Genomic DNA, 20963 nt, shown 5'->3' with positions numbered 1-20963 from the left:
CCGCTATGTGCGCCCTGCACCGGGACATTACCGACCATCGGGTAAGCTAACGCCCTCGTTTGCACAGGAATTCCAGGTGGCTGACTCCCCCAACGCTTCTCCCGCGCCGGTCCGCGCGCTGGAAGGTCAGAAACTGCTGTTGTGCGTCGGAGGTGGGATCGCGGCCTACAAGAGCCTGGAACTGGTGCGACGCCTGCGCGACGCCGGTGCCCAGGTGCAGGTGGCAATGACCGCCGGTGCCCAGCAGTTCGTCACTCCGCTCAGCTTCCAGGCCCTGTCCGGGCAGCCGACCCGCACCACGCTGTGGGACAGCGCCGCCGAACAGGCCATGGGCCACATCGAGCTGGCCCGCTGGGCCGACCGCATCGTGGTCGCCCCGGGTACCGCCGATCTGCTCGCACGACTGGCCCAGGGCCATGCCGATGACCTGGTCAGCACCCTGTGCCTGGCCAGCACCGCACCGCTGACGATCTGCCCGGCGATGAACCATCGCATGTGGCTGCATCCGGCCACTCAGGCCAACATCGCCCTGCTGCGCCAGCGCGGCGCGCAGGTGATCGGCCCGGTGGATGGTCCGCTGGCCGAAGGCGAATCCGGTCCTGGCCGTCTGGCCGAACCCGGCGACATCGTGGCCGCGCTGGCGGCCAATGGCGGCGCCGCTGCGACGGTTGCTGCGCCGGAAACCCGTGCCCTGCAGGGGTTGCGCCTGCTGATCAGTGCCGGTCCGACCTACGAAGACATCGATCCGGTGCGCTACGTCGGCAACCGCAGCAGCGGCAAGATGGGCTTCGCCCTGGCCGCTGCGGCCGCCGCACTCGGCGCCCAGGTGGTGCTGGTCAGCGGCCCGGTACAGCTGCCGACGCCGCCGGGCGTGCAGCGCATCGATGTGCGCTCGGCCGCGCAGATGCGCGATGCCGTACTGAAATCGCTGCCGGCCGACATCTACATCGGTGCGGCGGCCGTTTCCGACTACACGCCGCGCCAGGTCGCCGCGCAGAAGCTGAAGAAGACCGCCGAGAGCCAGTCGCTGGTGATCGAGCTGGTACGCACGCCGGACATCCTTGCCGAGGTGGCTGCGCAGACGCAGTCGCTGAAGCTGGTGGTCGGCTTCGCCGCCGAGACCCACGACGTGGAGAAATATGCGCGTGGCAAGCTGGTCGACAAGCGCTTGGATCTGGTGATCGCCAACCAGGTTGGCATCAGCGGCGGCGGTTTCGAGAGCGACAACAATGCCGCCACTGCCTTCTGGCAGGACGGTGAACAGGTATTCCCGGCCACCTCCAAGCGCGAGCTGGCCGAACAACTGCTGGCGCTGATCGCGCGGAGACTCCAGGCATGACCCAGGCATCCACTTCCCAACCGCTGCAGGTCAAGCTGCTCGATCCGCGCTTCGGCGACAGTTGGCCGCTGCCGGCCTACGCCACCGAAGCCAGCGCCGGCATGGATCTGCGCGCGGCACTGGAAACCGCGCTGACCCTGCAGCCCGGCGATACCGCATTGGTGCCCAGCGGGCTGGCGATCCACATCGCTGACCCGCACCTGTGCGCGGTGATCCTGCCGCGTTCGGGGCTGGGCCATCGCCACGGCATCGTGCTCGGCAACGGCACCGGCCTGATCGATGCCGATTACCAGGGCCCGCTGCTGATCAGCGTCTGGAACCGTGGCCGCGAGGCCTTCACCATCGAGCCGGGCGATCGCATCGCGCAGCTGGTGGTCGTGCCGATTGCCCGCGTCAGCCTGCAGGTGGTGGATACTTTCACCGACAGCGTGCGGGGAACGGGTGGATTCGGCCATACCGGGGTGCGTTGACAGGGGACATCGATGAGCGGCATCGGGGAAGGACAGCGGGGACGGTCGTTGGGTCGCAGTGCACCACTACTGGGGGTGCTGCTGATCCTGCTGGCCGGCTGGTTCGGATGGAGCGCGGTGCAGCAGTGGCGGCAGGAAGCCAACGGGCAGGCGCTGGAAGAAGCGCGTGACCAGGCCGTGCAGGGCCTGCAGCAGGCCGCTGCGGGACAGTTGCAGCAGCTGCAGCAGCAGTTGAAGAACGATCGCGTGCAGCAGGCGCTGCAGGCCGGCGATGCGGCTGCAGCGGCGCTGACCGTGCGCGAGAGCTGGACCGGCGTGGAACAGGTTGAAGTGCTGGTTGCCGATCTGGCCAGCGCCTATGCGGACCCGGCCACCTTCGGCTATGCCCGCCTGGCATTGCTGGAAGCAGCGTTGGCCGAAGGCAAGCCCAGCCTGCGCGTGGTACGCGATGGCGGTGGCAACCGTCTGGGTCTGGCTGCACCGGTGCAGCTGGGCAGCCTTGGGCCGGCGGTGCTCTATGTGCGCCAGCCATTGCTGCGGCTGACCGCGCCGCTGGACCAGGTCAGTGCGCCGACCACGGGGTTCCTCGGTTTGCGCCAAGGGATGCATGATCTGGTCACCCAGGGCGATGCCAGCCTGGCCGAGAGCGCCGAGGCACTGGCGCGACCGATTCCGGGCACGACGCTGCGCCTGGTGGCTGCGGTACCCAATGTTGAAGCCGGTCCGCTGGGCCTGGGCGCGCTGGCCAGCGCCATCGTCGCGCTGTTGCTGGCGTTCATCGCTGTGCTGCTGGTGGTCGGCCGTGGCCGCCTGCCGAAGACCCTGCCGCTGCCGCGTCGCGCCGCTGCGGTGAATGCTGACCATGGCCCGACCCTGAGCGAGAGCCTGCAGCAGGCACCACCACCGGTGGCTACCGTGGCCGGCAGTGGCGATGCCACGCCACCGCCGCCACCGCCGGTGCCGGCCGAGGAGCTGGCCGCCGGTATCTTCCGCGCCTACGACATCCGCGGCGTGGTTGGCAGCGAACTGACACCGAAGACCGCCGCGCTGATTGGCCAGGCCATCGGCACCGTGGCGCTGGAACAGGGCCTGCGCGAGGTGGTGATCGGCCGCGACGGCCGCTTGTCCGGCCCGGAACTGGCCGCAGGATTGGCCGAGGGCCTGAGGCGCGCCGGTTGCGCGGTGATCGACATCGGCCTGGCGCCGACCCCGGTCGTGTACTACGCCGCCTTCCATCTGCGTACCGGCACCTGCGTGGCGGTTACCGGCAGCCACAATCCGCCCGAGTACAACGGCTTCAAGGTGGTCATCGGCGGCGAAACGCTGTCCGGCGATGCGATCACCGATCTCTACCATCGCATCGTCGAAGGCAGGCTGGTGCAGGCCGCCGAACCGGGCGACTACCAGCAGCGCGACGTTGCTGCCGACTACATCCAGCGTATCGCCGACGATGTGCAGCTGGACCGCCCGTTGAAGGTGGTGGCCGATGCGGGCAATGGTGTCGCCGGTGCGCTCGCACCGCAGCTGCTGGAAGCGATCGGCGCCGAAGTCATCCCCTTGTACTGTGATGTCGACGGCACCTTCCCCAACCATCATCCGGACCCCAGCGAGCCGGCCAACCTGGAAGACCTGGTAGCGACGGTCAAGCGCTTCGGCGCCGACCTGGGCGTGGCCTTTGATGGCGACGGTGACCGGCTGGGCGTGGTCACCGGCGAAGGCAGGATCATCTACGCCGACCGCCTGCTGATGCTGTTCGCCGCCGATGTGCTGATGCGCAATCCGGGCGCGATGGTGATCTACGACGTGAAGTGCACCGGCAAGCTGTCCGATCACGTGCTGCGCAATGGTGGCAGCCCGTTGATGTGGAAGACCGGGCATTCGCTGATGAAGGCGAAGATGCGCGAGACCGACGCGGAACTGGCCGGCGAGATGAGCGGCCACTTCTTCTTCAAGGAGCGCTGGTTCGGTTTCGATGATGGCCTGTACGCAGCCGCGCGCCTGCTGGAGATCCTGGCCCAGCGCGAGGAAACACCGGATGAGGTGCTGGCCGAGCTGCCGGACATGGTGGCCACGCCGGAGCTGAAAGTGCCGGTGGCCGAAGGTACGCCGCACGCGCTGGTGGCGATGCTGGTGGCGGCGGCGCAGTCGCCGGACAACCCGTACGTGGGTGGGCGGCTGTCGACCATCGACGGCCTGCGCGTGGACTTCGCCGATGGCTGGGGCCTGGTGCGTGCCTCCAACACCACGCCGGTGCTGGTGCTGCGTTTCGAAGGTAACGACGAAGCGGCGCTGGAACGCATCCAGGCGCTGTTCCGCAGCCAGCTGCAACCGGTGCTGGGCGACACACCGCTGGGGTTCTGATCGGTCGTGGTGGGGCCGGGCTGCGCCCGGCACCGCAATCCACGTTGGTGGGTGCCGACCGTTGGTCGGCACGGGGTCGGATCCCGTTGCTTCGCAACGGGCTCTGACCCCAGGTTCCGGATCGACGGCATCCACGCATGGCGTGGATCTACTTGTCGGGTAGGCGCCGCCATATCACCGCTCTGGTGGGTGCCGACCGTTGGTCGGCACGCCTCACCCCTTGAACCGCAGTCCCACGCCCGGTTCGGTGAACAGGTAGCGCGAATCCAGCGCCGAATCGCCCAGCTTGTGCCGCAGCTTGCCGACCAGGATGCGCAGGTAGTGGGTGTCGTGCTGGTGGGTCGGCCCCCAGATTTCCTGCAGGATCTGCGGCTGGGTCACCACGCGCCCCGCGTTGCGCAGCAGCAGCGACAGCAGCGCGTACTCCTTGCGGGTCAGTGCCACCGGCTCACCATCCAGCGTAACCTCGCGGCGCACCAGGTCCACATGCAGGTGGCCGTCGTCGAATACCGGCGGCGTGCCGTCACTGGGCACACTGCGCGTACGCAGCAGCGCTCGTACCCGCGCCATCAGCTCCTGCGTACCGAACGGTTTGGTGACGTAGTCGTTGGCGCCATTGTCCAGTGCGCGCACCTTCTCGGTCTCGCCGGCACGCACGGTCAGCATGATCACCGGCACCTGGCTCCACTCGCGCAGCTGCTGCAGCACTTCGTGGCCCTCCATGTCGGGCAGGCCGATATCCAGGATCACCAGGTCCATGTCTTCGCTGGCCGCCATCTGCAGGCCTTCCTGGCCTGTGGCCGCCTGCCGCACCTGGTAACCCTGTGCGCGCAGGCTGATATCCAGGAACCGGCGGATCTGGGTTTCATCGTCGATCACCAGCACGCGCGCGGCCGGGACGCTGGCATCAATCGGGGTCGGACTCATCGTGGGAGGCTGGCTTGAGCAGGGGCAGGGTGATGCGGATCAGGGTACCGCGACCGTCGCGTCCGGGCAGCGCCTGCACGCTGCCGCCATGCGCGCCGATCATGCCCTGGCAGATGGTCAGGCCCAGGCCGGTGCCGTGGCGGCCGCGATCGCCGCGTTCCACGCTGTAGAACATGTCGAAGATGCGCGCACGCTCGTCATCGGGGATGCCGGGGCCGGCGTCGATCACATCGATACGCAGCTGGCCGTCCAGTTCGCGCGCCTGTACCTGCACGGCGGCATCGGGCGGCGAGAACTTGGCCGCGTTCTCCATCACGTTGAATACCGCCTGTTCGACCAGTGCCGGATGTACCCAGATCGGCGCCAGCGTTGCTGGAATGTCCAGCTCCAGTCGCACGTTCTGCTGGTAGCGCTGCAGGCGCCGCGCGGCCGAACCAATCAACTCATCCACACCGATCCAGTCGCGGTTGATCTTCAGGCCTTCATGGCCCAGCCGGGTCATGTCCAGCAGGTTCTGGATATAGCGGTCCAGGCGCTCGCCTTCGACCAGGATGGTGTCCAGCAATGCGCGGCGATCAGCCAGATCCATGGCCGCGCCGTAGCTGGCCAGGCTGTCGGCAGAGCCGATCATCGCTGCCAGTGGCGAACGAAGATCGTGCGATACCGAAGAGAGCAGGGCAGAGCGCAGGCGCTCGGTCTCGTTGCTCACGTGCGCCTGTTCCAGCTCGGCCACCAGCCGGGTGCGCAGCGCGGCCTGGGCGATATCGTCCACCATCGCCTCGGCCAGCTGGCGCTGCTCGGGTAACAGACGCGCCTGCGTGCCGGGCAGGTACAGGCCGGCCACGCCAATCGCACGATCCTCGCCATCCAGCAATGGCAGGAACCACCACTGCGCGCCGGCCAGCGTATCGGTGAAGCGCCCACTGGGCTGGCCGTGGCGCAGCGCCCAGTCGGCGGCGGCCAGGTCGGTATCGCCGGGCTGGCTGCGGCCGCCGGCCGCGGTGTCGGTGCCGATCCGCAGCCACGCGGGAACATCCATCGCCTGTTCCAGCGCCAGTCTGCCCGCTTGCGCGACTTCGCCATTGCCGGCCGCACTGGCCAACTGACGCCCCAGCTGTTGGCGCGCACGCGCATGGCGGTTGGCTGCACGCAGCGCGATCACCTGCATGCGCAGTCGCGAGGCCAGGCGTCCAGCCACCAATGCGGCGGCCAGGAACAGAAACACGGTGATCACGCCCTGGCGTGCACCGATGGCGAAGGTGAAGCGTGGCGCGATGAACAGGAAGTTGTAGGCGAGGAAGCACAGGATCGCCGCCATCACCGCCACACTGGCGCGGGTGCGTGCGGCTACCAGCACCACCGCCACGATGAACACCATCGACAGGTCGGCCATGCCCACCCAGCGTTCGGCCAGCCATGCCACCGCACAGGCCAGTGCAGTGGCGATCAGTGCCTGTGCCGGCTCGTAGCTGATGCCGCGCATCGGTGGCAGCAGGCCCTCGCGGCGCGAGCGCGCTCGCGCCTGCGGGGTGCTGATGATGGTGATCTCGTAGTGTGCGCCGCGCTGGATCAGCTGCTGGGTCAGGGTGCGGTTGAACATCCGCGCCAGCGGCCGTTCGCGGGTGCGGCCCAGCACCAAGGTCGAGACACCATTGTGTGCGGCGTGGTCGAGCAGGGCATCGGCAATGCTCGAACCATGCAGCAGTTCGGCCTCGCCACCCAGGCGCCGTGCCAGCGCGAAGGCGGCATCGATCTCGCGCCGGGTCGCCTCGTCCTGGCGACGGCCCTGCACGGTCACCACCGTCCACGGCGCGTCGCGACGTTCGGCGATGCGCCGCGCCACGCGCACCAGGTATTCGCTCTGGCCACCGCCGTCGATGGCCACCAGCACGCCGCGACGCAGGGGCAGGTTGCTCTCGCCGCGTGCGGCACGTGCTTCACGCAGGCTGTTGTCGACGCGGTCGGCCGCCTCCTGCATGGCCAGTTCGCGCAGCGCGGTCAGGTTGGCCGGCGAGAAGAACGCCTGAAGTGCCTGCGCGGCCTGCTCCGGCACATAGACCTTGCCCTGTTGCAGGCGTGCGATCAGTTCGCGCGGCGGCAGATCGACCAGCACGATGTCATGCAGGCGGTCGAGCACGCCGTCCGGCACGGTCTCGCTCACACGCACGCCGGTGATCCGCATCACCACATCGTTGAGGCTTTCCAGATGCTGGATGTTGACCGTGGTCCAGACGTCGATGCCGGCATCCAGCAGCTCCATCACATCCTGCCAGCGCCGCTCGTGGCGGCTGCCCGGTGCATTGCGATGGGCCAGTTCATCCACCAGCACCAGCGCTGGATGCCGCGCCAGTACGGCATCCAGGTCCATCTCCTGCAGGGCGTGGCCGTGATAGGCCACGTCCTTCAGTGACAGCTGCGGCAAGCCTTCCAGCAGTGCCTGGGTATCGGCGCGGCCATGGGTTTCCACCAGCCCCACCACCAGATCGACACCGCGGCGCAGCTGTTCCTGCGCGCGGGTCAGCATGGTGTAGGTCTTGCCCACGCCCGGCGCTGCACCGAGGAAGACCGTCAGTTTGCCGCCGGCTTCGCGTTGCAGGCCTTCAACCAGGGCATCGGCCTGGCGGGTACGCGCATCAGTCATGGGTGCCGCTGTCATGGCTGCCATTGTGCGCGCAGCCGGTGCAGGCCGGCATCACGGTGCCTTGGGCGCATGGTCCAACGCGAAGTTGAGCGTCACAACGTTCACCCGCGGCTGGCCGAACAGGCCCCACTGGCGCCCTTCGGTATGCGCCTGCACCAGTGCCCGCACCTGTTCCACCGGCAGGCCACGGGCACGCGCGACACGAGCTACCTGCAACTGCGCTGCAGCCGGGGAAAGCTGCGGGTCCAGACCACCGGCGGACTGGGTGACCAGGTCCGCCGGTACCTGTGCAGGCGCAACGCCTTCGCGTGCGGCCACCGTGGCAGTACTGGCGGCAACCCGTTCGGCCAGGGCCGGGTTGCTGCGCGCCATGTTGGAACCGGCCGCGGCCATCGGGTCGTAGTTGGCCGCCGACGGCCGTGCCTGGAAATAGCCATCGCCGGTGAACGGCTGCGACAGCCATGCCGAGCCACGCACCTGGCCGTTGCCATCGCGCAGCAGGCTGCCTTCGGCCTGGGTCGGGTAGGCCAGACCGGCAAAGCCGGTAGCGATGCCGGCGTAGACCGCGCCGGCCAGCAGCAGGGTGGCAAGCCCCAGGCCGATCGCCGGTCGCCAGCTGGCGCCGTCCTGCAGGCTGGCCACGTGGGCCTCGACCTTCGGTTCGCGCGAAAGGGATGACGTAGTGGAAGCAGAACGGTTCATGCGCCGAATACCAGGACAAGAAGGAGGTCGATCAGCTTGATCGCCGCGAACGGCAGCAGCACGCCGCCGAGGCCGTACACCAGCATGTTCCGGCGCAGCAGCGCCGTTGCGGTGGCCGGGCGGAAGCGCACGCCACGCAGGGCGAGCGGGATCAGGGCGGGAATCACCAGGGCGTTGAAGATCAGCGCCGCCAGCACCGCGTTGCGCGGGCTCGACAGCTGCATCACGTTCAATGCGGCCATGGTCGGCACGGCAGCGGCGAACAGCGCCGGCAGGATCGCGAAGTACTTGGACACGTCGTTGGCCAGCGAGAAGGTGGTCAGCGCGCCGCGGGTGATCAGCTGCTGCTTGCCCACTTCCACCACCGCCAGCAGCTTGGCCGGGTCCGAATCGAGGTCGACCATGTTGCCGGCCTCCTTCGCCGCCTGGGTACCGGAATTCATCGCCAGGCCAATGTCGGCCTGGGCCAGCGCCGGTGCATCGTTGGTGCCGTCGCCCACCATCGCCACCAGGCGACCGCCAGCCTGTTCAGCACGGATGCGTGCCAGCTTGTCTTCCGGGCGGGCCTCGGCGATGTAATCGTCGACGCCGGCCTCGGCAGCGATGGCGGCGGCGGTCAGCGGGTTGTCACCGGTGATCATCACCGTGCGGATGCCCATCGCCCGCAACTGCGCGAACTTCTCGCGCATGCCGTGCTTGACCACGTCCGACAGCTCGATCACGCCCAGCACGTGGCGACCCTCGGCCACCACCAGCGGGGTGGCACCATTGCGTGCGACCTGCTCGACACGCCCGGCCAGTTCAGCCGGCACACTGCCACCCAGCGCCTGCACGTGGGCACGGATCGCATCGGCCGCGCCCTTGCGGATCTGCCGGCCGGGCTCCTGACCAGGCTGGGCCAGATCCACGCCGGACATGCGGGTCTGCGCACTGAAGGCCAGGTACTCGGCATGGTCCGGTTCGGCTGTGGCGCACCCCTGCTCACGCGCCAGGCGCACGATCGACTTGCCTTCCGGGGTCGGGTCGGCCAGCGAAGAGAGCAGTGCTGCTTCGCGCAGCTGGCTGGCATCGATCCCGGCCAGCGGGTGGAAATGGCTGGCCTGGCGGTCGCCGTAGGTGATGGTGCCGGTCTTGTCCAGCAGCAGCACATCGACGTCGCCGGCCACTTCCACCGCCTTGCCCGACTTGGCCAGCACGTTGGCAGCCAGCGCACGGTTCATGCCGGCGATGCCGATGGCCGGCAGCAGCCCGCCGATGGTGGTCGGGATCAGGCACACCAGCAGCGCGATCAGCAGCAGCGGATCGACCTTGACGCCCACCGAAGCGCCGATCGCCGGCAACGTTGCCACCACCACCAGGAAGGTCAGCGTCATCGCCGCCAGCAGCAGGGTCAGCGCGATCTCGTTCGGGGTCTTCTGGCGGTTGGCGCCTTCCACCAGCGCGATCATGCGGTCCAGGAAGCTGTGGCCCGGTTCGGCGGTCACCCGCACGATGATCTGGTCGGACAGCACCTTGGTGCCGCCGATCACGCCGGAACGGTCGGTGCCGGCCTCACGCAGCACCGGCGCCGATTCACCGGTCACCGCCGCTTCGTTGATGGTGGCCAGGCCCTGCACGATCTCGCCATCGGCCGGCACCAGTTCACCGGCACTGACGATTACATGGTCACCCGGGCGCAGCTCGGCGGCCGGCACCTGGGCTTCGGCCGCCCCCGGCTGCGGCGCCGACAGGCGGCGCGCCACCAGATCCTGGCGGGCACGCCGCAGCGAGGCGGCCTGGCCACGGCCGCGTGCCTCGGCCACCGCTTCGGCGAAGTTGCCGAACAACACGGTCACCAGCAGGATCACGGTCACCGCCAGGCCGAAGCCCAGCGGCGCATTGCCGGTCAGGGTGACGATCGCGGCGACGATCGTACCGGCCATCACCACGGCCATCACCGGGCTGCGCACCAGATGCATCGGTGACAGCTTGCGCACGGCTTCGATCAGCGCACGGCGCAGGCCGGCGCCATCCAGAAGGGCAGGGCGCGGAGCAAGGGAACTACGGGTGGAACTTGCTTGGGTACTCATCAGGGTGTCCTTAGTGCAGTCCCAGGCTCAGGTGGTCGGCGATCGGGCCGAGCACCAGCGCCGGCATGAACTGCAGCACGGTCAGGATGACGATCACCGAGACCAGGGTCAGGGCGAAGGTCGGGGTTTCGATCTGCAGGCTGCCGGCAGACTCCGGTGCCTGGCGCTTGGCGGCCAGCTGTGCGGCCACCACCAGCGGGATGATCAGCAGCGGGAAGCGGCCCAGCAGCAGCACCAGCGAGCAGCTCAGGTTCCACCACAGCGTGGCGTCACCCAGCCCTTCGAAGCCCGAGCCGTTGTTGGCGTAGGCCGAGACGTACTCGTAGAACACCTGGCTGATGCCATGGAAGCCCGGGTTGGAGGTACCGGCCAGGCCGGGCACCGCCAGGGTGATCGCGGTGAACACCAGCAGGGTGATCGGCTGCAGCAGCACCAGCAGGGCCAGCAGGCGCACCTGGGGTGTCTCCAGCTTGCGGCCGAACAGTTCCGGCGTACGCCCGGTCATCAACCCGGCCAGGAACACGCCCAGCAGCAGGTACACGATGAACTGCTGCAGGCCACAGCCGATGCCGCCCCAGATCGCGCTGACCAGCATGTTGACCATCGCCAGGCCGCCACTCAACGGGCTCAGCGAATCGTGCATGCCGTTGACCGAGCCATTGGACACCTGGGTGGTTACCGCCGCCCAAAGCGCGGTGCCATCGGCACCAAAGCGTACCTCCTTGCCTTCCATCAGCAGCGGTGTGGTGGCGCTGGCACTATGCCCTTCGCTCCACACCATCGCGCCGGTGGACAGCAGCGACATGCCCAGCATGCAACTGAACACCAGGACGCCGAAACGGCGCCGGCCGGTGAACGCGCCGATCATGAAGATCACCGCCATCGGCACCAGCAGAATGCCGACGATTTCCAGCGCGTTCGAAACCGGCGTCGGGTTCTCCAGCGGGAAGCTGCTGTTCGGGCCGTACCAGCCGCCACCATTGGCGCCCAGCTGCTTGGCCGCGACCATCGCCGCCACCGGGCCCAGCGGCAGTTTCTGCTCGGCCATGCCGGCACTGGCATCGATCGGCGTAGCCTGCGGCCCGCCGGCCATCGTCGACGGCACGCCTTGACTGGTCAGCAGCAGCGTCCAGACCAGGCACAGCGGCAACAGGAAGCGCACGCACAGGCGCACCACGTCCACGTAGTAGTTGCCCACCGCCACCTGGCGGTCATCGCCGCTGCCGGTGGCCGCCGCAGCCTGCGGCGCACGCGCGAACAGTGCCCGCAGCGTGGCCACCGCCAGCGCCAGGCCCATCATCGGCGTCACCACCTGCAGGCCGGTGATACCGGTCATCTGCGAGAAGTAGGACAGCTGCGCCTGGCCGGAGTAATGCTGCTGGTTGGTGTTGGTCAGGAACGAGATCATCGTGTGCAGCGCGGTGTCCCAGCGCATGTTCGGGATCTGGTCCGGATTCAGTGGCAACCAGGCCTGGGTCATGAATACCGCCTGGGTCAGCACCGCCACCACCACGTTGCTGAGCACGAAGGCCAGCACGTAGCCACGCCAGGACATCGAGCGCGATGGGTCAACGCCGAACACCCTGTACAGCGGTTTCTCGATCCAGTGGAAGAGCACGTCGACCTTCATCGGCGTGCCGCGCATCACGCGCGCCAGGTACAGGCCCAACGGCCAGGCCAGCAGTACGCTGGCGGCAAGAATGGCAAGAATCTCAGTCATGGCAGTCTCCGCTCAGAACGACTCGGGCCGCAGCACGACATAAAGAAGATAGGCGGCGGCGACCAGCACCACGACGCCACACAACAACGACAGCCAGGGGGACATTGCAATAGCGTCCTGGTGGAACCCCTCCACCTCAGGCCGTCATCGTCGTCCTGCCCCCCATAAACGCACTACGCGCCGGACCGGGCCGACGCGTAAAGAGTGCATAAATTCCGTGTGCAAACCCGTAACCAGGCCCCGGGTAGCGCCGGGCCATGCCCGGCGGCAGGGGCGTCGTCAGCCCGCCGGGACAGCCGGCGCCACACCCTTCAACTCGCGATAACGCTGCAGGCTGCTGTCGATCTCCGCCTTCAACGCCTGCTGCTGCTGCAGGAACCCGGCCTGCAGGCGTTGCTGCGCCTGCAGCTGCACATGCCGCTTGCGGATGGCCTCGGCCTGCTTGTCAGCCACCTTGCCGCCGGCCAGCTCGCGGTCTCCCGCAGCCGACAGCAGCGCCACCAGCGACTCACGCAGGCTGGTGACGTTGTATTCGGCGGTCTTGAGGTTGTTGTCGAGTACTTCCTGGCGCTCGGCGAAGACCCGGCGCAGGTCGTCCTCGCTGCCATAGGTGGCCAGCATCGCCTGCTCGGTACGCTGGCGTGTCTGCGTGGCCATCAGGTCCAGTTGCTGCTGCTGCGCCACCGTGCTGGCAGCGGCGCGTTCCTCGTCGGTCAACGCGCGCTGGACCTGCGCATTGCGCAGGCCGCTGTTCGCGTTGAACTCCTCGCGGGCGTGGTTGACCGCATCGGCCGGCAGCGAATCACTGCAGATCCGCTCCTTGCCCTCGTTCCAGCAGTACAGCTTCTTTTCCGCCTTGCCGCTGTCGCGCGACTGCGCCGGCACGGTGAACGGCACGGCCAGCAGCAGGCCGGCAAAGAGAACAGCAGGAACTCGGGACATGACCTTTCCCCTGGGTCGGTCAGCGGATCGAACGGACGCCGTACTGGGCCCGGTAGGCTTCCAGCGGCTGCCGGTACCCCACAAGTTCCGGGTTGCCGGAGGCGAAATCAAGCAGGTCGGCCAGCGATGCCACGGCGATGACCGGAATGCCGGCCTCTTCGGCCACCGACTGCGCCGCCGAACGGCGATCGGCTTCCGAGGCGATCTCCTGGCGGTCCAGCGCCACCACGATGCCGGCCGGGGTGCCACCGGCGTCGCGGATGATGCCCAGCGCTTCGCGGATCGCAGTGCCAGCGGTGATCACGTCATCGACGATCAACACGCGCTTGCCGTTCATGTCGGCGCCGATCAGCTGGCCGCCTTCGCCGTGGGCCTTGGCTTCCTTGCGGTTGAACGACAGCGGCAGGTCACGGCCACGCTGGGCCAGCTCGCAGGCCATCGCGGTGGCCAGCGGAATACCCTTGTAGGCCGGGCCGAACACCACGTCGTACTTGATGCCGGTGGTGTCGATGGCATCGGCGTAGCACGCGCCGAGCTGCGACAGCAGCGAACCGGAGTCGAAACGACCGGCATTGAAGAAATAGGGGCTCAGCCGGCCGGACTTGAGGGTGAACTGGCCGAAGCGCAGGGCGTCGGCGGTCAGGGCCAGCTGCAGGAAACGGTGACGGTGGTCGCTCATCAAAACTCGATTCATCTTCATTTGGAGCACAAATCCTAATCCAGCTGGGCGTTTCGCGCTCGTCCAGCCCCTCCTGAGGGGCGCCCGGGCGGTGCCCGGCGGACTGCGCAGCCCGGCAGGCAACCGGTATGCTTGCCCGGTTTCCCGCCGTAGGTCCCCCGCATGCGCATCATCAGTTTCAACGCCAATGGCATCCGTTCCGCCGCGACCAAGGGCTTCCTCGACTGGTTCCGTGCCCAGGACGCCGACGTCCTGTGCATCCAGGAAACCAAGGCCCAGGAAGACCAGCTGTCCGACCCGATGTTCCGCCCGGACGGCCACCACTGCTTCTACCGCGATGCCATCACCAAGAAGGGCTACAGCGGGGTGGCGATCTACAGCAAGCGCGAGCCGGACCAGGTCATCACCTCGCTGGGCTGGGCCCCATTCGACGACGAAGGCCGCTACATCGAGGCACGCTACGGCAACCTCAGCGTGGTCTCCTTCTATATCCCGTCCGGCAGCTCGGGCGACCTGCGCCAGGGCTTCAAGTTCGAAGTGATGGAATGGCTGCGGCCAATCCTCGAGGAATGGGCACGCAGCGGCCGCGACTACGTGCTGTGCGGCGACTGGAACATCGTCCGTTCCGCGCTGGACATCAAGAACTGGAAATCCAACCAGAAGAACTCCGGCTGCCTGCCCGAAGAGCGCGACTGGCTCAACGCCCTGTGCGCCGACCATGGCCAGGCCACCGACGTCGCCACCGGCCGCGGCTGGGCCGATGCCTATCGCCTGCTCAATCCCACCGGCGAGGATTACACCTGGTGGAGCAACCGCGGCGCGGCCCGTGCCAACAACGTCGGTTGGCGCATCGACTACCAGTTCATCACCCCGGGTCTGCGTGACCGCCTGCGCAGCTGCTCGATCTACCGCGACGAGCGCTTCTCCGACCACGCGCCGTTCATCGTGGACTACGACCTGTGACTGAGGCGGCCAAGCCGCGCCGGCCGTGGCAGCGGGTATTGTCCAACCTGAGCCAGCGCAAAGTGCTGGCAATGCTGCTGCTCGGTTTCAGCTCGGGCCTGCCGATTTACCTGGTGGGTAACACGCTCGGCTTCTGGATGCGCAAGGAAGGCATCGAGTTGAGCACGATCGGTTTTCTGTCATGGGTCGGCCTCGCCTACACCATGAAGTTCCTGTGGGCACCGATCGTCGACAAGACCGACGTGCCTCTGTTCGGCCGCTTTGGCCGCCGACGGGGCTGGATGCTGTTGTCGCAGCTGGTTGTGGTGGTGGGCCTGATCGGCATGGCGCTTGTCCAGCCCAAGGGCGGTCAGATCCAGTTCCTGGGTATCGCATGGCAGCACATCGTCGTGTTCGGCGTGATGGCCGTGATCGTGGCGTTTGCTTCGGCCACCCAGGACATCGTCATCGATGCCTGGCGGATTGAAAGTGCCGACAACAGCGAGCAGCTTGGACTGCTGACCTCATCCTCGGCGCTGGGCTACCGCACCGCACTGCTGGTCACCGACGCGCTGATCCTGATCATCGCGGCGCGTGTTGGCTGGCAGGTCTCGTACGAGATCATGGCCGTGCTGATGGCGCTTGGAGTGGTGGCTGTGGTCATGGCCCGTGAACCCGCGCGGGAAGTGGCTGCAGTGCAGGCACAGGCGACTTCCTTGTGGACGCCGCGCGGACTGTTCGACGCCGTGGCGGGGCCGTTCATCGCCTTTGTCCGCGAGCATCGCAGCGGCGCGATCCTGATCCTTGTGGCCATCAGCGTCTATCGCATGGCCGACTTCGTCATGGGACCGATGGCCAACCCGTTCTACGTCGATCTCGGTCTGGACGAGGACACCGTTGGCGCAGTACGTGGCTCGGTGGGCCTGGTCGCGACCTTCGTCGGTATTGCTGCGGCGGGCCTGGTCTCGGTGCGCTGGGGCGTGCTGGCGGCGCTGATGGTGGGTGCCGTGCTGGGTCCGGCCTCCAACCTGGCGTTTGCCTGGCTGGCCTATTCGGGCCCGGACACGACCCATTTCGCCGTGGCCATGGCAATCGACAACTTCGCCAGCGGTTTCGCCGGTACGGCGCTGATCGCCTATATGTCGAGCCTGACCAGCATCGGATACACCGCAACCCAGTACGCGCTGCTGAGTTCGTTCTACGCGATGCCCGGCAAGGCGCTCAAGGGGCTCTCGGGGTGGTCGGTACAGACGCTCGCACAGGGCCGGACGCTGCTGGAAGGCTACGCGCTGTTCTTCGTCGGTACCGCGCTGGTGGCGATCCCGGTGGTGATCCTCTGCGCTCTGCTGATCCTGCAGCAGCGTCGTCGCCAGGCCGCCAGCTCGACCTGATTGCCTGACCGCCCCGTCTGCGGGATCATCGCCCCCGACGCGCCGAGGGGGCGGTGCCTTGCGAACGGGGAAGTGAGCATGGCCGACGTTGTGCTGCGGGACCTGGACCCGCTGCTGCTGGAACGCATCCGACGGGTCGCGGTTGCCCGCGGATGGACCCATGAACAGACCTGCGAGGCCTTGCTGGAGCAGGGCTTGTTCAGCAGTGAACTGGAAGTCCGCTCCGGCTTCGGTGATCCCGAAGTGGACGCCCTGTCCGATGCAATCGCGGCCCTGCAGGCGCTGCCCGCAGGGCAGGGCTTCGATTAGCACCTTTGTGGAGTCGAGCCATGCTCGACTGCCGTTCCCGGTAGATCCACGCCATGCGTGGATCGCGCCACCTCACGCCAGGTGGATCGCGCCCAGGATCCGCGGGCCGTTCGCCCCGGTCACGCTCGGCAGGTTGCCGGCCAGCCCGTCCATCGTCCGCTGCGCCAGCCAGGCAAAGCCCATCGCCTCAACGTACTCCGGGTCCAGCCCATGCACCGCGCTGGACTCCACCTGCACTCCCGGCAGCCGCGCCGCCAGCCGTTTCATCAGCTGCCGGTTGCGCACGCCACCACCACAGACCAGCAGGCGCCGGGTCTGTGGCTGCTGCGTCAGCAGCGCGTCGGCCACCGTGGCCACCGTCAGCTCCAGCAGCGTCGCCTGCACATCGGCGGCGGCGTACTCGCCTTCGCCCATGTGCGCCTCGGCCCAGGCCAGGTGGAACTGTTCGCGGCCCGTGCTCTTTGGCGGCGGCAGCGCGAACCACGGGTCCGAACGCCAGCCGGCCAGCAGGCCCTCGTCCACCGCGCCGCTGGCGGCGTAGGCGCCGTCGGCATCGAAGGTGCGGCCGGTGTGGCGCTGGCACCACGCATCCATCAGCGCATTGGCCGGGCCGGTATCGAAGCCACGCACCGCGCCCTCGCGCGGGATCAGGGTCACGTTGGCGATGCCGCCCAGGTTGAGCACCGCGCGGTCTTCGTCGGCTGTGCCCAGCATGCCTACATGGAAGGCCGGCATCAGCGGCGCGCCATGGCCACCGGCTGCTACGTCGCGGCGGCGGAAGTCGCAGACCGTAGTGATCCCGGTCAGCTCGGCGATGCGGTTGCCGTCGCCCAGCTGCACGGTGAAGGCGGGGTCGGCCAGCGGGCGATGGCGCACGGTCTGGCCGTGCGAGCCGATCGCGCGGATCTGGCTGCGGTCCACCCCGGCCTCGGCCAGCAGCTGATTGGCGGCCGCGGCGAAGCTGATGGCGATCCGCGCATCCAACTCGCCCAGTTCTTCCAGTGAATCCAGTGGGCCGCCTTCGCCCAGTGCCACCAGCCGCGTGCGCAGCACCGGCTCCCAGCGGGCGGTCAGCCCATGCACGAAGCGGCAGCCACCGCCGGCGGGGAACTGCACCAGCGCGGCGTCGATGCCGTCGGCGCTGGTGCCCGACATCAGGCCAAGGTACAGGGGGGCGTCGCTGTCGGCAGTCGTGTTCATGGCAGGCATAAAAAAAGGACGCGGCAAGCTTGGGCTGCCGCGTCCTTCTTCGTCAACGCAGGGGCTCAACCGCGCTTGCGGCCGGTGGCCTGCTTGTCCTTGGCACTGGCGACTTCGGGGGCGGCTTCGTCGCGACTGGTCGGTGCCGGGCTGGCATCGGCGTAGATCAGCTTCTCCATGCCCTGGATGCGCGCCATTGCCGGTGCAGTCTGCGAGCGGAAGGCGACCAGCTCGGCGCCCTTCAGCGGCTCCGGCGGCGGCATGGTCACGGTCAGCGGATTGCGATGCTCGCCGTTGACGCGGAATTCGTAGTGCAGGTGCGGGCCGGTCGCCAGGCCGGTCGAGCCGACATAGCCGATCACCGTGCCCTGGGCCACGCGCTGGCCGGTCTTGATGCTCGCAAAGCGCGACATGTGCCCGTACAGGGTGGTGTGGCCGCGGCCGTGGTCGAGGATCACGACGTTGCCGTAACCGCGCTGCACGCCGGCAAACTGCACGCGGGCGTCGCCGGCGGCCATGATCGGGGTACCCGTGCGCGCGGCGTAGTCCACGCCCTTGTGCATGCGCATCTTGCCCAGCACCGGGTGCTTGCGCGCGCCGAAGGTCGAGCTCAGCCGCGCGAACGGGATCGGCATGCGGATGAAGCTCTTCTTCAGCGAACGGCCGTTGATGTCGTAGTACTCGGCCTTCCCGTTGCGATCGAAGCGGAAGCCGGAATAGGTCTTGCCGCCGGTGGTGAAGGTCGCCGCCAGGATCTTGCTGGTATCCACCTTCTCGCCTTCGCGCCAGGTCTCGTCCATCACCACGCTGAAGCGGTCGCCCGGCTGCAGGTCCTTGGAGAAGTCGATGTCGTACTTGAATATGTCGTCGGTCATCGTCGCGATCGCCGACGGCGACAGCCCGGCCCGTCGGGCCGCGGCATACAGCGAGCTGGTGATCTCGCCGCTGGTGACCACGGTGCGCGTGGAGGTCTCGCGCTGGGTCACCTTCTCCTTGATGTCATCGCCGGCCAGGCTCAGCTCTACCCGGTTGTCGGCATCGCGGTCGAAGCGGATGCTGCGCAGGTCGCCGGACAGCGGCATGTCGAAGGCGATCTCGGCGCCCGGACGCAGCCTGGTCAACGCCTCGCGTGCACCGGGATGGTCCAGCACCCGGTGCAGGGTAGTGGCCGGAATGCCGGCCTTGTCGAACAGGTCGCTCAGGGTCTGGCCGCGCTGCACCCGCAGCACCTGCCAGCTGTCACCGGGCACCTGCTGCTGGCGGGCCATGGTCAGCGGCGGCAACGGCAGCGCCAGGCTGGTATGGCTGTCGGCGAAGGGCGCGTCGATGGTGTGCGAGAAGCCGGGGACGATCGTTGCCACCAGCGCGCCAATGGTCGCGAACAGGCTGGCGTGCACCCAGTGGCGACGGGTCCAGCGCTCACTGAAGGCGGCGGGAAGGTGTTGCCTGAGCTTCCGATGCAGGGCGTTGTCGTGCAGGACGTGGAGGCGTTCCTGGAAGCGCTGCTTGCGTGCGCGCCCTTGTTCGGAATTGTGCATCGGCGGTTCTTTCCTGGCAGCCCGGGAGCGCGGGCCTGATCGCCGGTTACCATAGACACCTGAGAAAACCGCGTCAAACCCTTGTGCCCATTGGCTTTTGTGAAGCCAATCGGGTTAACTTTGCTTTAACACCCCACACAAGAATCGGCGTAGCCGGGAGTAGTCACGTGTCCTCGATTGAAGAAGCCCTTGCCCTGATCGGCCGTGGTGCCGACGAGATCCTCAAGCTTGAGGATCTGCGTGCGCGCCTGCAGGAAGGCCGCCCGCTGCGGATCAAGGCCGGCTTCGACCCCACCGCGCCCGACCTGCATCTGGGCCACACCGTGCTGCTGAACAAGCTGCGCCAGTTCCAGGACCTCGGCCACCAGGTCATTTTCCTGATCGGCGACTTCACCGGCATGATCGGCGACCCGTCCGGCAAGAGCCTGACCCGCAAGCCCCTGAGCCGCGAGGACGTGCTGGCCAACGCCCGTACCTATGAAGAGCAGGTCTTCAAGGTGCTGGACCGGGAGAAGACCGAAGTGCGCTTCAACTCGGAGTGGTTCGGCAAGATGGGCGCGGCCGACATGATCCGCCTGGCCGGCCAGCACACCGTGGCGCGCATGCTCGAGCGCGACGACTTCGCCAAGCGCTATGCCGCCCAGCAGTCCATCGCCATCCACGAGTTCCTGTACCCGCTGGTGCAGGGTTACGACTCGGTGGCCCTGGAGGCGGACGTCGAGCTCGGCGGTACCGACCAGAAATTCAACCTGCTGATGGGCCGTGGCCTGCAGGAACACCACGGCCAGAAGCCGCAGGTGGTGCTGACCATGCCGCTGCTGGAAGGCCTGGACGGCGTCAACAAGATGTCCAAGTCGCTGGGCAACTACATTGGTATCAGCGAACCGGCCATCGACATCGTCACCAAGACCATGAAGGTGGACGACACCCTGATGTGGCGCTGGATCGAGCTGCTGTCCTTCGACATCAGCCAGGCCGAAGCCGTGCAGCTGCGCGAACAGGTGGCCGATAGCGGCCTGAACCCGCGTGTGGTCAAGCTGCGCCTGGCGCGTGAACTGGCGACCCGCTTCCACGACGCTGCGGCGGCCGAGCAGGCCATTGCCGGCTGGGAAGCGGCGGTGACCGGGCAGGGCGACATCACCCAGCTGCCGCTGCAGGACGTGGCGATCCCGGCCGAAGGCCTGCGTATCGCCGCACTGCTGACCGCCGCCGGCCTGACCCCGAGCAATTCCGAAGCCAACCGCAAGCTCAAGGAGCGCGCGGTCAAGGTCGACGGCGAAGTAGTGGAAGACGGCCAGCAGGTGCTGCAGCCGGGCTTCGAAGGCCTGCTGCAGGTCGGCAAGCGCACCTTCGCCCGCGTGCGCCTGGTCGCTGCCTGACACCAGGGAAGGGCCGGCGCAGCCGGCCCTTCCTTATGCTCTTGTAGAGCCAAGCCCACGCTTGGCTGCTCTTCGCGGGATCCTCCCGCAGCGCGACGGATGAACGGATGCAACATCCGTTGAAAAAAATCGCCACACCCCCTTCACAAACGATGGAAATGGGGACATACTTCTCCTCCCCCGTCGCAGGGGGCGCCACCAAGGGGCTTCAGCGACACCAGGGCGCCCACCACCACCGCCGAACGAGATGATCGAACGAAGGTGTTGACGGACTGAAAAAGTCTGGCATAATGGGCGGCTCGCTACGAAGGAAACTTCGCAGCACACGGGAACGGCGCTGAGGCCACTTCCCAA

17 protein-coding genes are annotated in these 20963 nt (G+C 67.6%); 7 read left to right on the top strand and 10 right to left on the bottom strand.

All coding sequences use genetic code 11. From position 1 onward, the window contains the following. The first annotated feature begins 76 nt into the window (after positions 1-76). Genes coaBC through ABR323_RS08185 form a run of 3 tightly spaced genes read left to right on the top strand, consistent with a single transcriptional unit; the run spans position 77 to position 4170 of the window. Positions 77-1339, top strand: coding sequence for a bifunctional phosphopantothenoylcysteine decarboxylase/phosphopantothenate--cysteine ligase CoaBC (gene coaBC / locus ABR323_RS08195; RefSeq protein WP_439448932.1), 1263 nt, complete (start codon positions 77-79; stop codon positions 1337-1339). Continuing rightward, positions 1336-1809, top strand: coding sequence for a dUTP diphosphatase (gene dut, locus ABR323_RS08190; protein WP_439448931.1), 474 nt, complete (start codon positions 1336-1338; stop codon positions 1807-1809). The genes coaBC and dut overlap by 4 nt, the downstream gene beginning before the upstream one ends. 12 nt (positions 1810-1821) lie before the next feature. After that, positions 1822-4170, top strand: coding sequence for a phosphomannomutase/phosphoglucomutase (locus tag ABR323_RS08185; RefSeq protein ID WP_439448930.1), 2349 nt, complete (start codon positions 1822-1824; stop codon positions 4168-4170). A 213-nt stretch (positions 4171-4383) separates the two neighbouring features. On the opposite strand, the gene ABR323_RS08180 is transcribed toward ABR323_RS08185, so the two are convergent. The 8 genes from ABR323_RS08180 to pyrE form a co-directional block, all read right to left on the bottom strand. After that, complete coding sequence (locus ABR323_RS08180) at positions 4384-5097, bottom strand: response regulator transcription factor (RefSeq protein WP_439448929.1); 714 nt, start codon at positions 5095-5097, stop codon at positions 4384-4386. Next, positions 5078-7738, bottom strand: coding sequence for an ATP-binding protein (locus ABR323_RS08175; RefSeq protein WP_439448928.1), 2661 nt, complete (start codon positions 7736-7738; stop codon positions 5078-5080). Before ABR323_RS08175 ends, ABR323_RS08180 begins: the two co-directional genes overlap by 20 nt. Positions 7739-7789: 51 nt before the next feature. Next, positions 7790-8440, bottom strand: coding sequence for a potassium-transporting ATPase subunit KdpC (gene kdpC, locus ABR323_RS08170; protein WP_439448927.1), 651 nt, complete (start codon positions 8438-8440; stop codon positions 7790-7792). Beyond that, positions 8437-10509, bottom strand: coding sequence for a potassium-transporting ATPase subunit KdpB (gene kdpB / locus ABR323_RS08165; RefSeq protein WP_439448926.1), 2073 nt, complete (start codon positions 10507-10509; stop codon positions 8437-8439). Before kdpB ends, kdpC begins: the two co-directional genes overlap by 4 nt. A 10-nt stretch (positions 10510-10519) precedes the next feature. After that, on the bottom strand, positions 10520-12229 hold the full coding sequence (kdpA, locus tag ABR323_RS08160) for a potassium-transporting ATPase subunit KdpA (RefSeq protein ID WP_439448925.1): 1710 nt from the start codon (positions 12227-12229) through the stop codon (positions 10520-10522). A gap of 12 nt (positions 12230-12241) precedes the next feature. Beyond that, on the bottom strand, positions 12242-12334 hold the full coding sequence (locus tag ABR323_RS08155) for a potassium-transporting ATPase subunit F (protein ID WP_012509821.1): 93 nt from the start codon (positions 12332-12334) through the stop codon (positions 12242-12244). A 174-nt stretch (positions 12335-12508) separates the two neighbouring features. After that, positions 12509-13171 carry a hypothetical protein gene (locus tag ABR323_RS08150; RefSeq protein ID WP_439448924.1) on the bottom strand — a complete coding sequence of 221 codons (663 nt, stop codon included), beginning with the start codon at positions 13169-13171 and terminating at the stop codon, positions 12509-12511. Between the two features lie 19 nt (positions 13172-13190). After that, complete coding sequence (pyrE, locus tag ABR323_RS08145) at positions 13191-13850, bottom strand: orotate phosphoribosyltransferase (RefSeq protein ID WP_439448923.1); 660 nt, start codon at positions 13848-13850, stop codon at positions 13191-13193. Positions 13851-14012: 162 nt separating this feature from the next. On the opposite strand from pyrE, the gene ABR323_RS08140 reads away from it, so the two are divergent. From ABR323_RS08140 to ABR323_RS08130, 3 genes are all read left to right on the top strand, one after another. Continuing rightward, positions 14013-14813, top strand: coding sequence for an exodeoxyribonuclease III (locus ABR323_RS08140; RefSeq protein ID WP_439448922.1), 801 nt, complete (start codon positions 14013-14015; stop codon positions 14811-14813). Then, positions 14810-16183: an AmpG family muropeptide MFS transporter gene (locus ABR323_RS08135; RefSeq protein ID WP_135272046.1), complete on the top strand. Its 1374-nt coding sequence runs from the start codon at positions 14810-14812 to the stop codon at positions 16181-16183. The genes ABR323_RS08140 and ABR323_RS08135 overlap by 4 nt, the downstream gene beginning before the upstream one ends. 78 nt (positions 16184-16261) lie before the next feature. Then, positions 16262-16492, top strand: coding sequence for a hypothetical protein (locus tag ABR323_RS08130; protein WP_032972567.1), 231 nt, complete (start codon positions 16262-16264; stop codon positions 16490-16492). 72 nt (positions 16493-16564) lie between these two features. On the opposite strand, the gene ABR323_RS08125 is transcribed toward ABR323_RS08130, so the two are convergent. Next, positions 16565-17692 (bottom strand): anhydro-N-acetylmuramic acid kinase, encoded by a 1128-nt coding sequence (locus tag ABR323_RS08125; protein ID WP_439448921.1) that lies wholly within the window; start codon positions 17690-17692, stop codon positions 16565-16567. Positions 17693-17757: 65 nt separating this feature from the next. Further along, on the bottom strand, positions 17758-19230 hold the full coding sequence (locus tag ABR323_RS08120) for a M23 family metallopeptidase (RefSeq protein WP_135272048.1): 1473 nt from the start codon (positions 19228-19230) through the stop codon (positions 17758-17760). A 167-nt stretch (positions 19231-19397) separates the two neighbouring features. On the opposite strand from ABR323_RS08120, the gene tyrS reads away from it, so the two are divergent. Then, positions 19398-20609, top strand: a complete 1212-nt coding sequence (gene tyrS, locus ABR323_RS08115; protein WP_439448920.1) for a tyrosine--tRNA ligase — start codon at positions 19398-19400, stop codon at positions 20607-20609. Positions 20610-20963 lie beyond the last annotated feature (354 nt).

This window comes from Stenotrophomonas sp. ATs4, from assembly GCF_051861585.1.
Taxonomy (GTDB): Bacteria; Pseudomonadota; Gammaproteobacteria; order Xanthomonadales; family Xanthomonadaceae; genus Stenotrophomonas; species Stenotrophomonas maltophilia_AS.
The sequence above is the reverse complement of the archived record's forward strand: the minus strand, read 5'-3'. Positions and strand labels throughout refer to the sequence as shown.

Bases quoted from the DNA above. Each gene is read 5' to 3' on its own strand.
- dut (WP_439448931.1), top strand. From the start codon at position 1,336: ATGACCCAGGCATCCACTTCCCAACCGCTGCAGGTCAAGCTGCTCGAT.
- ABR323_RS08185 (WP_439448930.1), top strand. From the start codon at position 1,822: ATGAGCGGCATCGGGGAAGGACAGCGGGGACGGTCGTTGGGTCGCAGT.
- ABR323_RS08180 (WP_439448929.1), bottom strand. From the start codon at position 5,097: ATGAGTCCGACCCCGATTGATGCCAGCGTCCCGGCCGCGCGCGTGCTG.
- ABR323_RS08175 (WP_439448928.1), bottom strand. From the start codon at position 7,738: ATGACTGATGCGCGTACCCGCCAGGCCGATGCCCTGGTTGAAGGCCTG.
- kdpC (WP_439448927.1), bottom strand. From the start codon at position 8,440: ATGAACCGTTCTGCTTCCACTACGTCATCCCTTTCGCGCGAACCGAAG.
- kdpB (WP_439448926.1), bottom strand. From the start codon at position 10,509: ATGAGTACCCAAGCAAGTTCCACCCGTAGTTCCCTTGCTCCGCGCCCT.
- kdpA (WP_439448925.1), bottom strand. From the start codon at position 12,229: ATGACTGAGATTCTTGCCATTCTTGCCGCCAGCGTACTGCTGGCCTGG.
- ABR323_RS08155 (WP_012509821.1), bottom strand. From the start codon at position 12,334: ATGTCCCCCTGGCTGTCGTTGTTGTGTGGCGTCGTGGTGCTGGTCGCC.
- ABR323_RS08150 (WP_439448924.1), bottom strand. From the start codon at position 13,171: ATGTCCCGAGTTCCTGCTGTTCTCTTTGCCGGCCTGCTGCTGGCCGTG.
- pyrE (WP_439448923.1), bottom strand. From the start codon at position 13,850: ATGAGCGACCACCGTCACCGTTTCCTGCAGCTGGCCCTGACCGCCGAC.
- ABR323_RS08140 (WP_439448922.1), top strand. From the start codon at position 14,013: ATGCGCATCATCAGTTTCAACGCCAATGGCATCCGTTCCGCCGCGACC.
- ABR323_RS08130 (WP_032972567.1), top strand. From the start codon at position 16,262: ATGGCCGACGTTGTGCTGCGGGACCTGGACCCGCTGCTGCTGGAACGC.
- ABR323_RS08125 (WP_439448921.1), bottom strand. From the start codon at position 17,692: ATGAACACGACTGCCGACAGCGACGCCCCCCTGTACCTTGGCCTGATG.
- ABR323_RS08120 (WP_135272048.1), bottom strand. From the start codon at position 19,230: ATGCACAATTCCGAACAAGGGCGCGCACGCAAGCAGCGCTTCCAGGAA.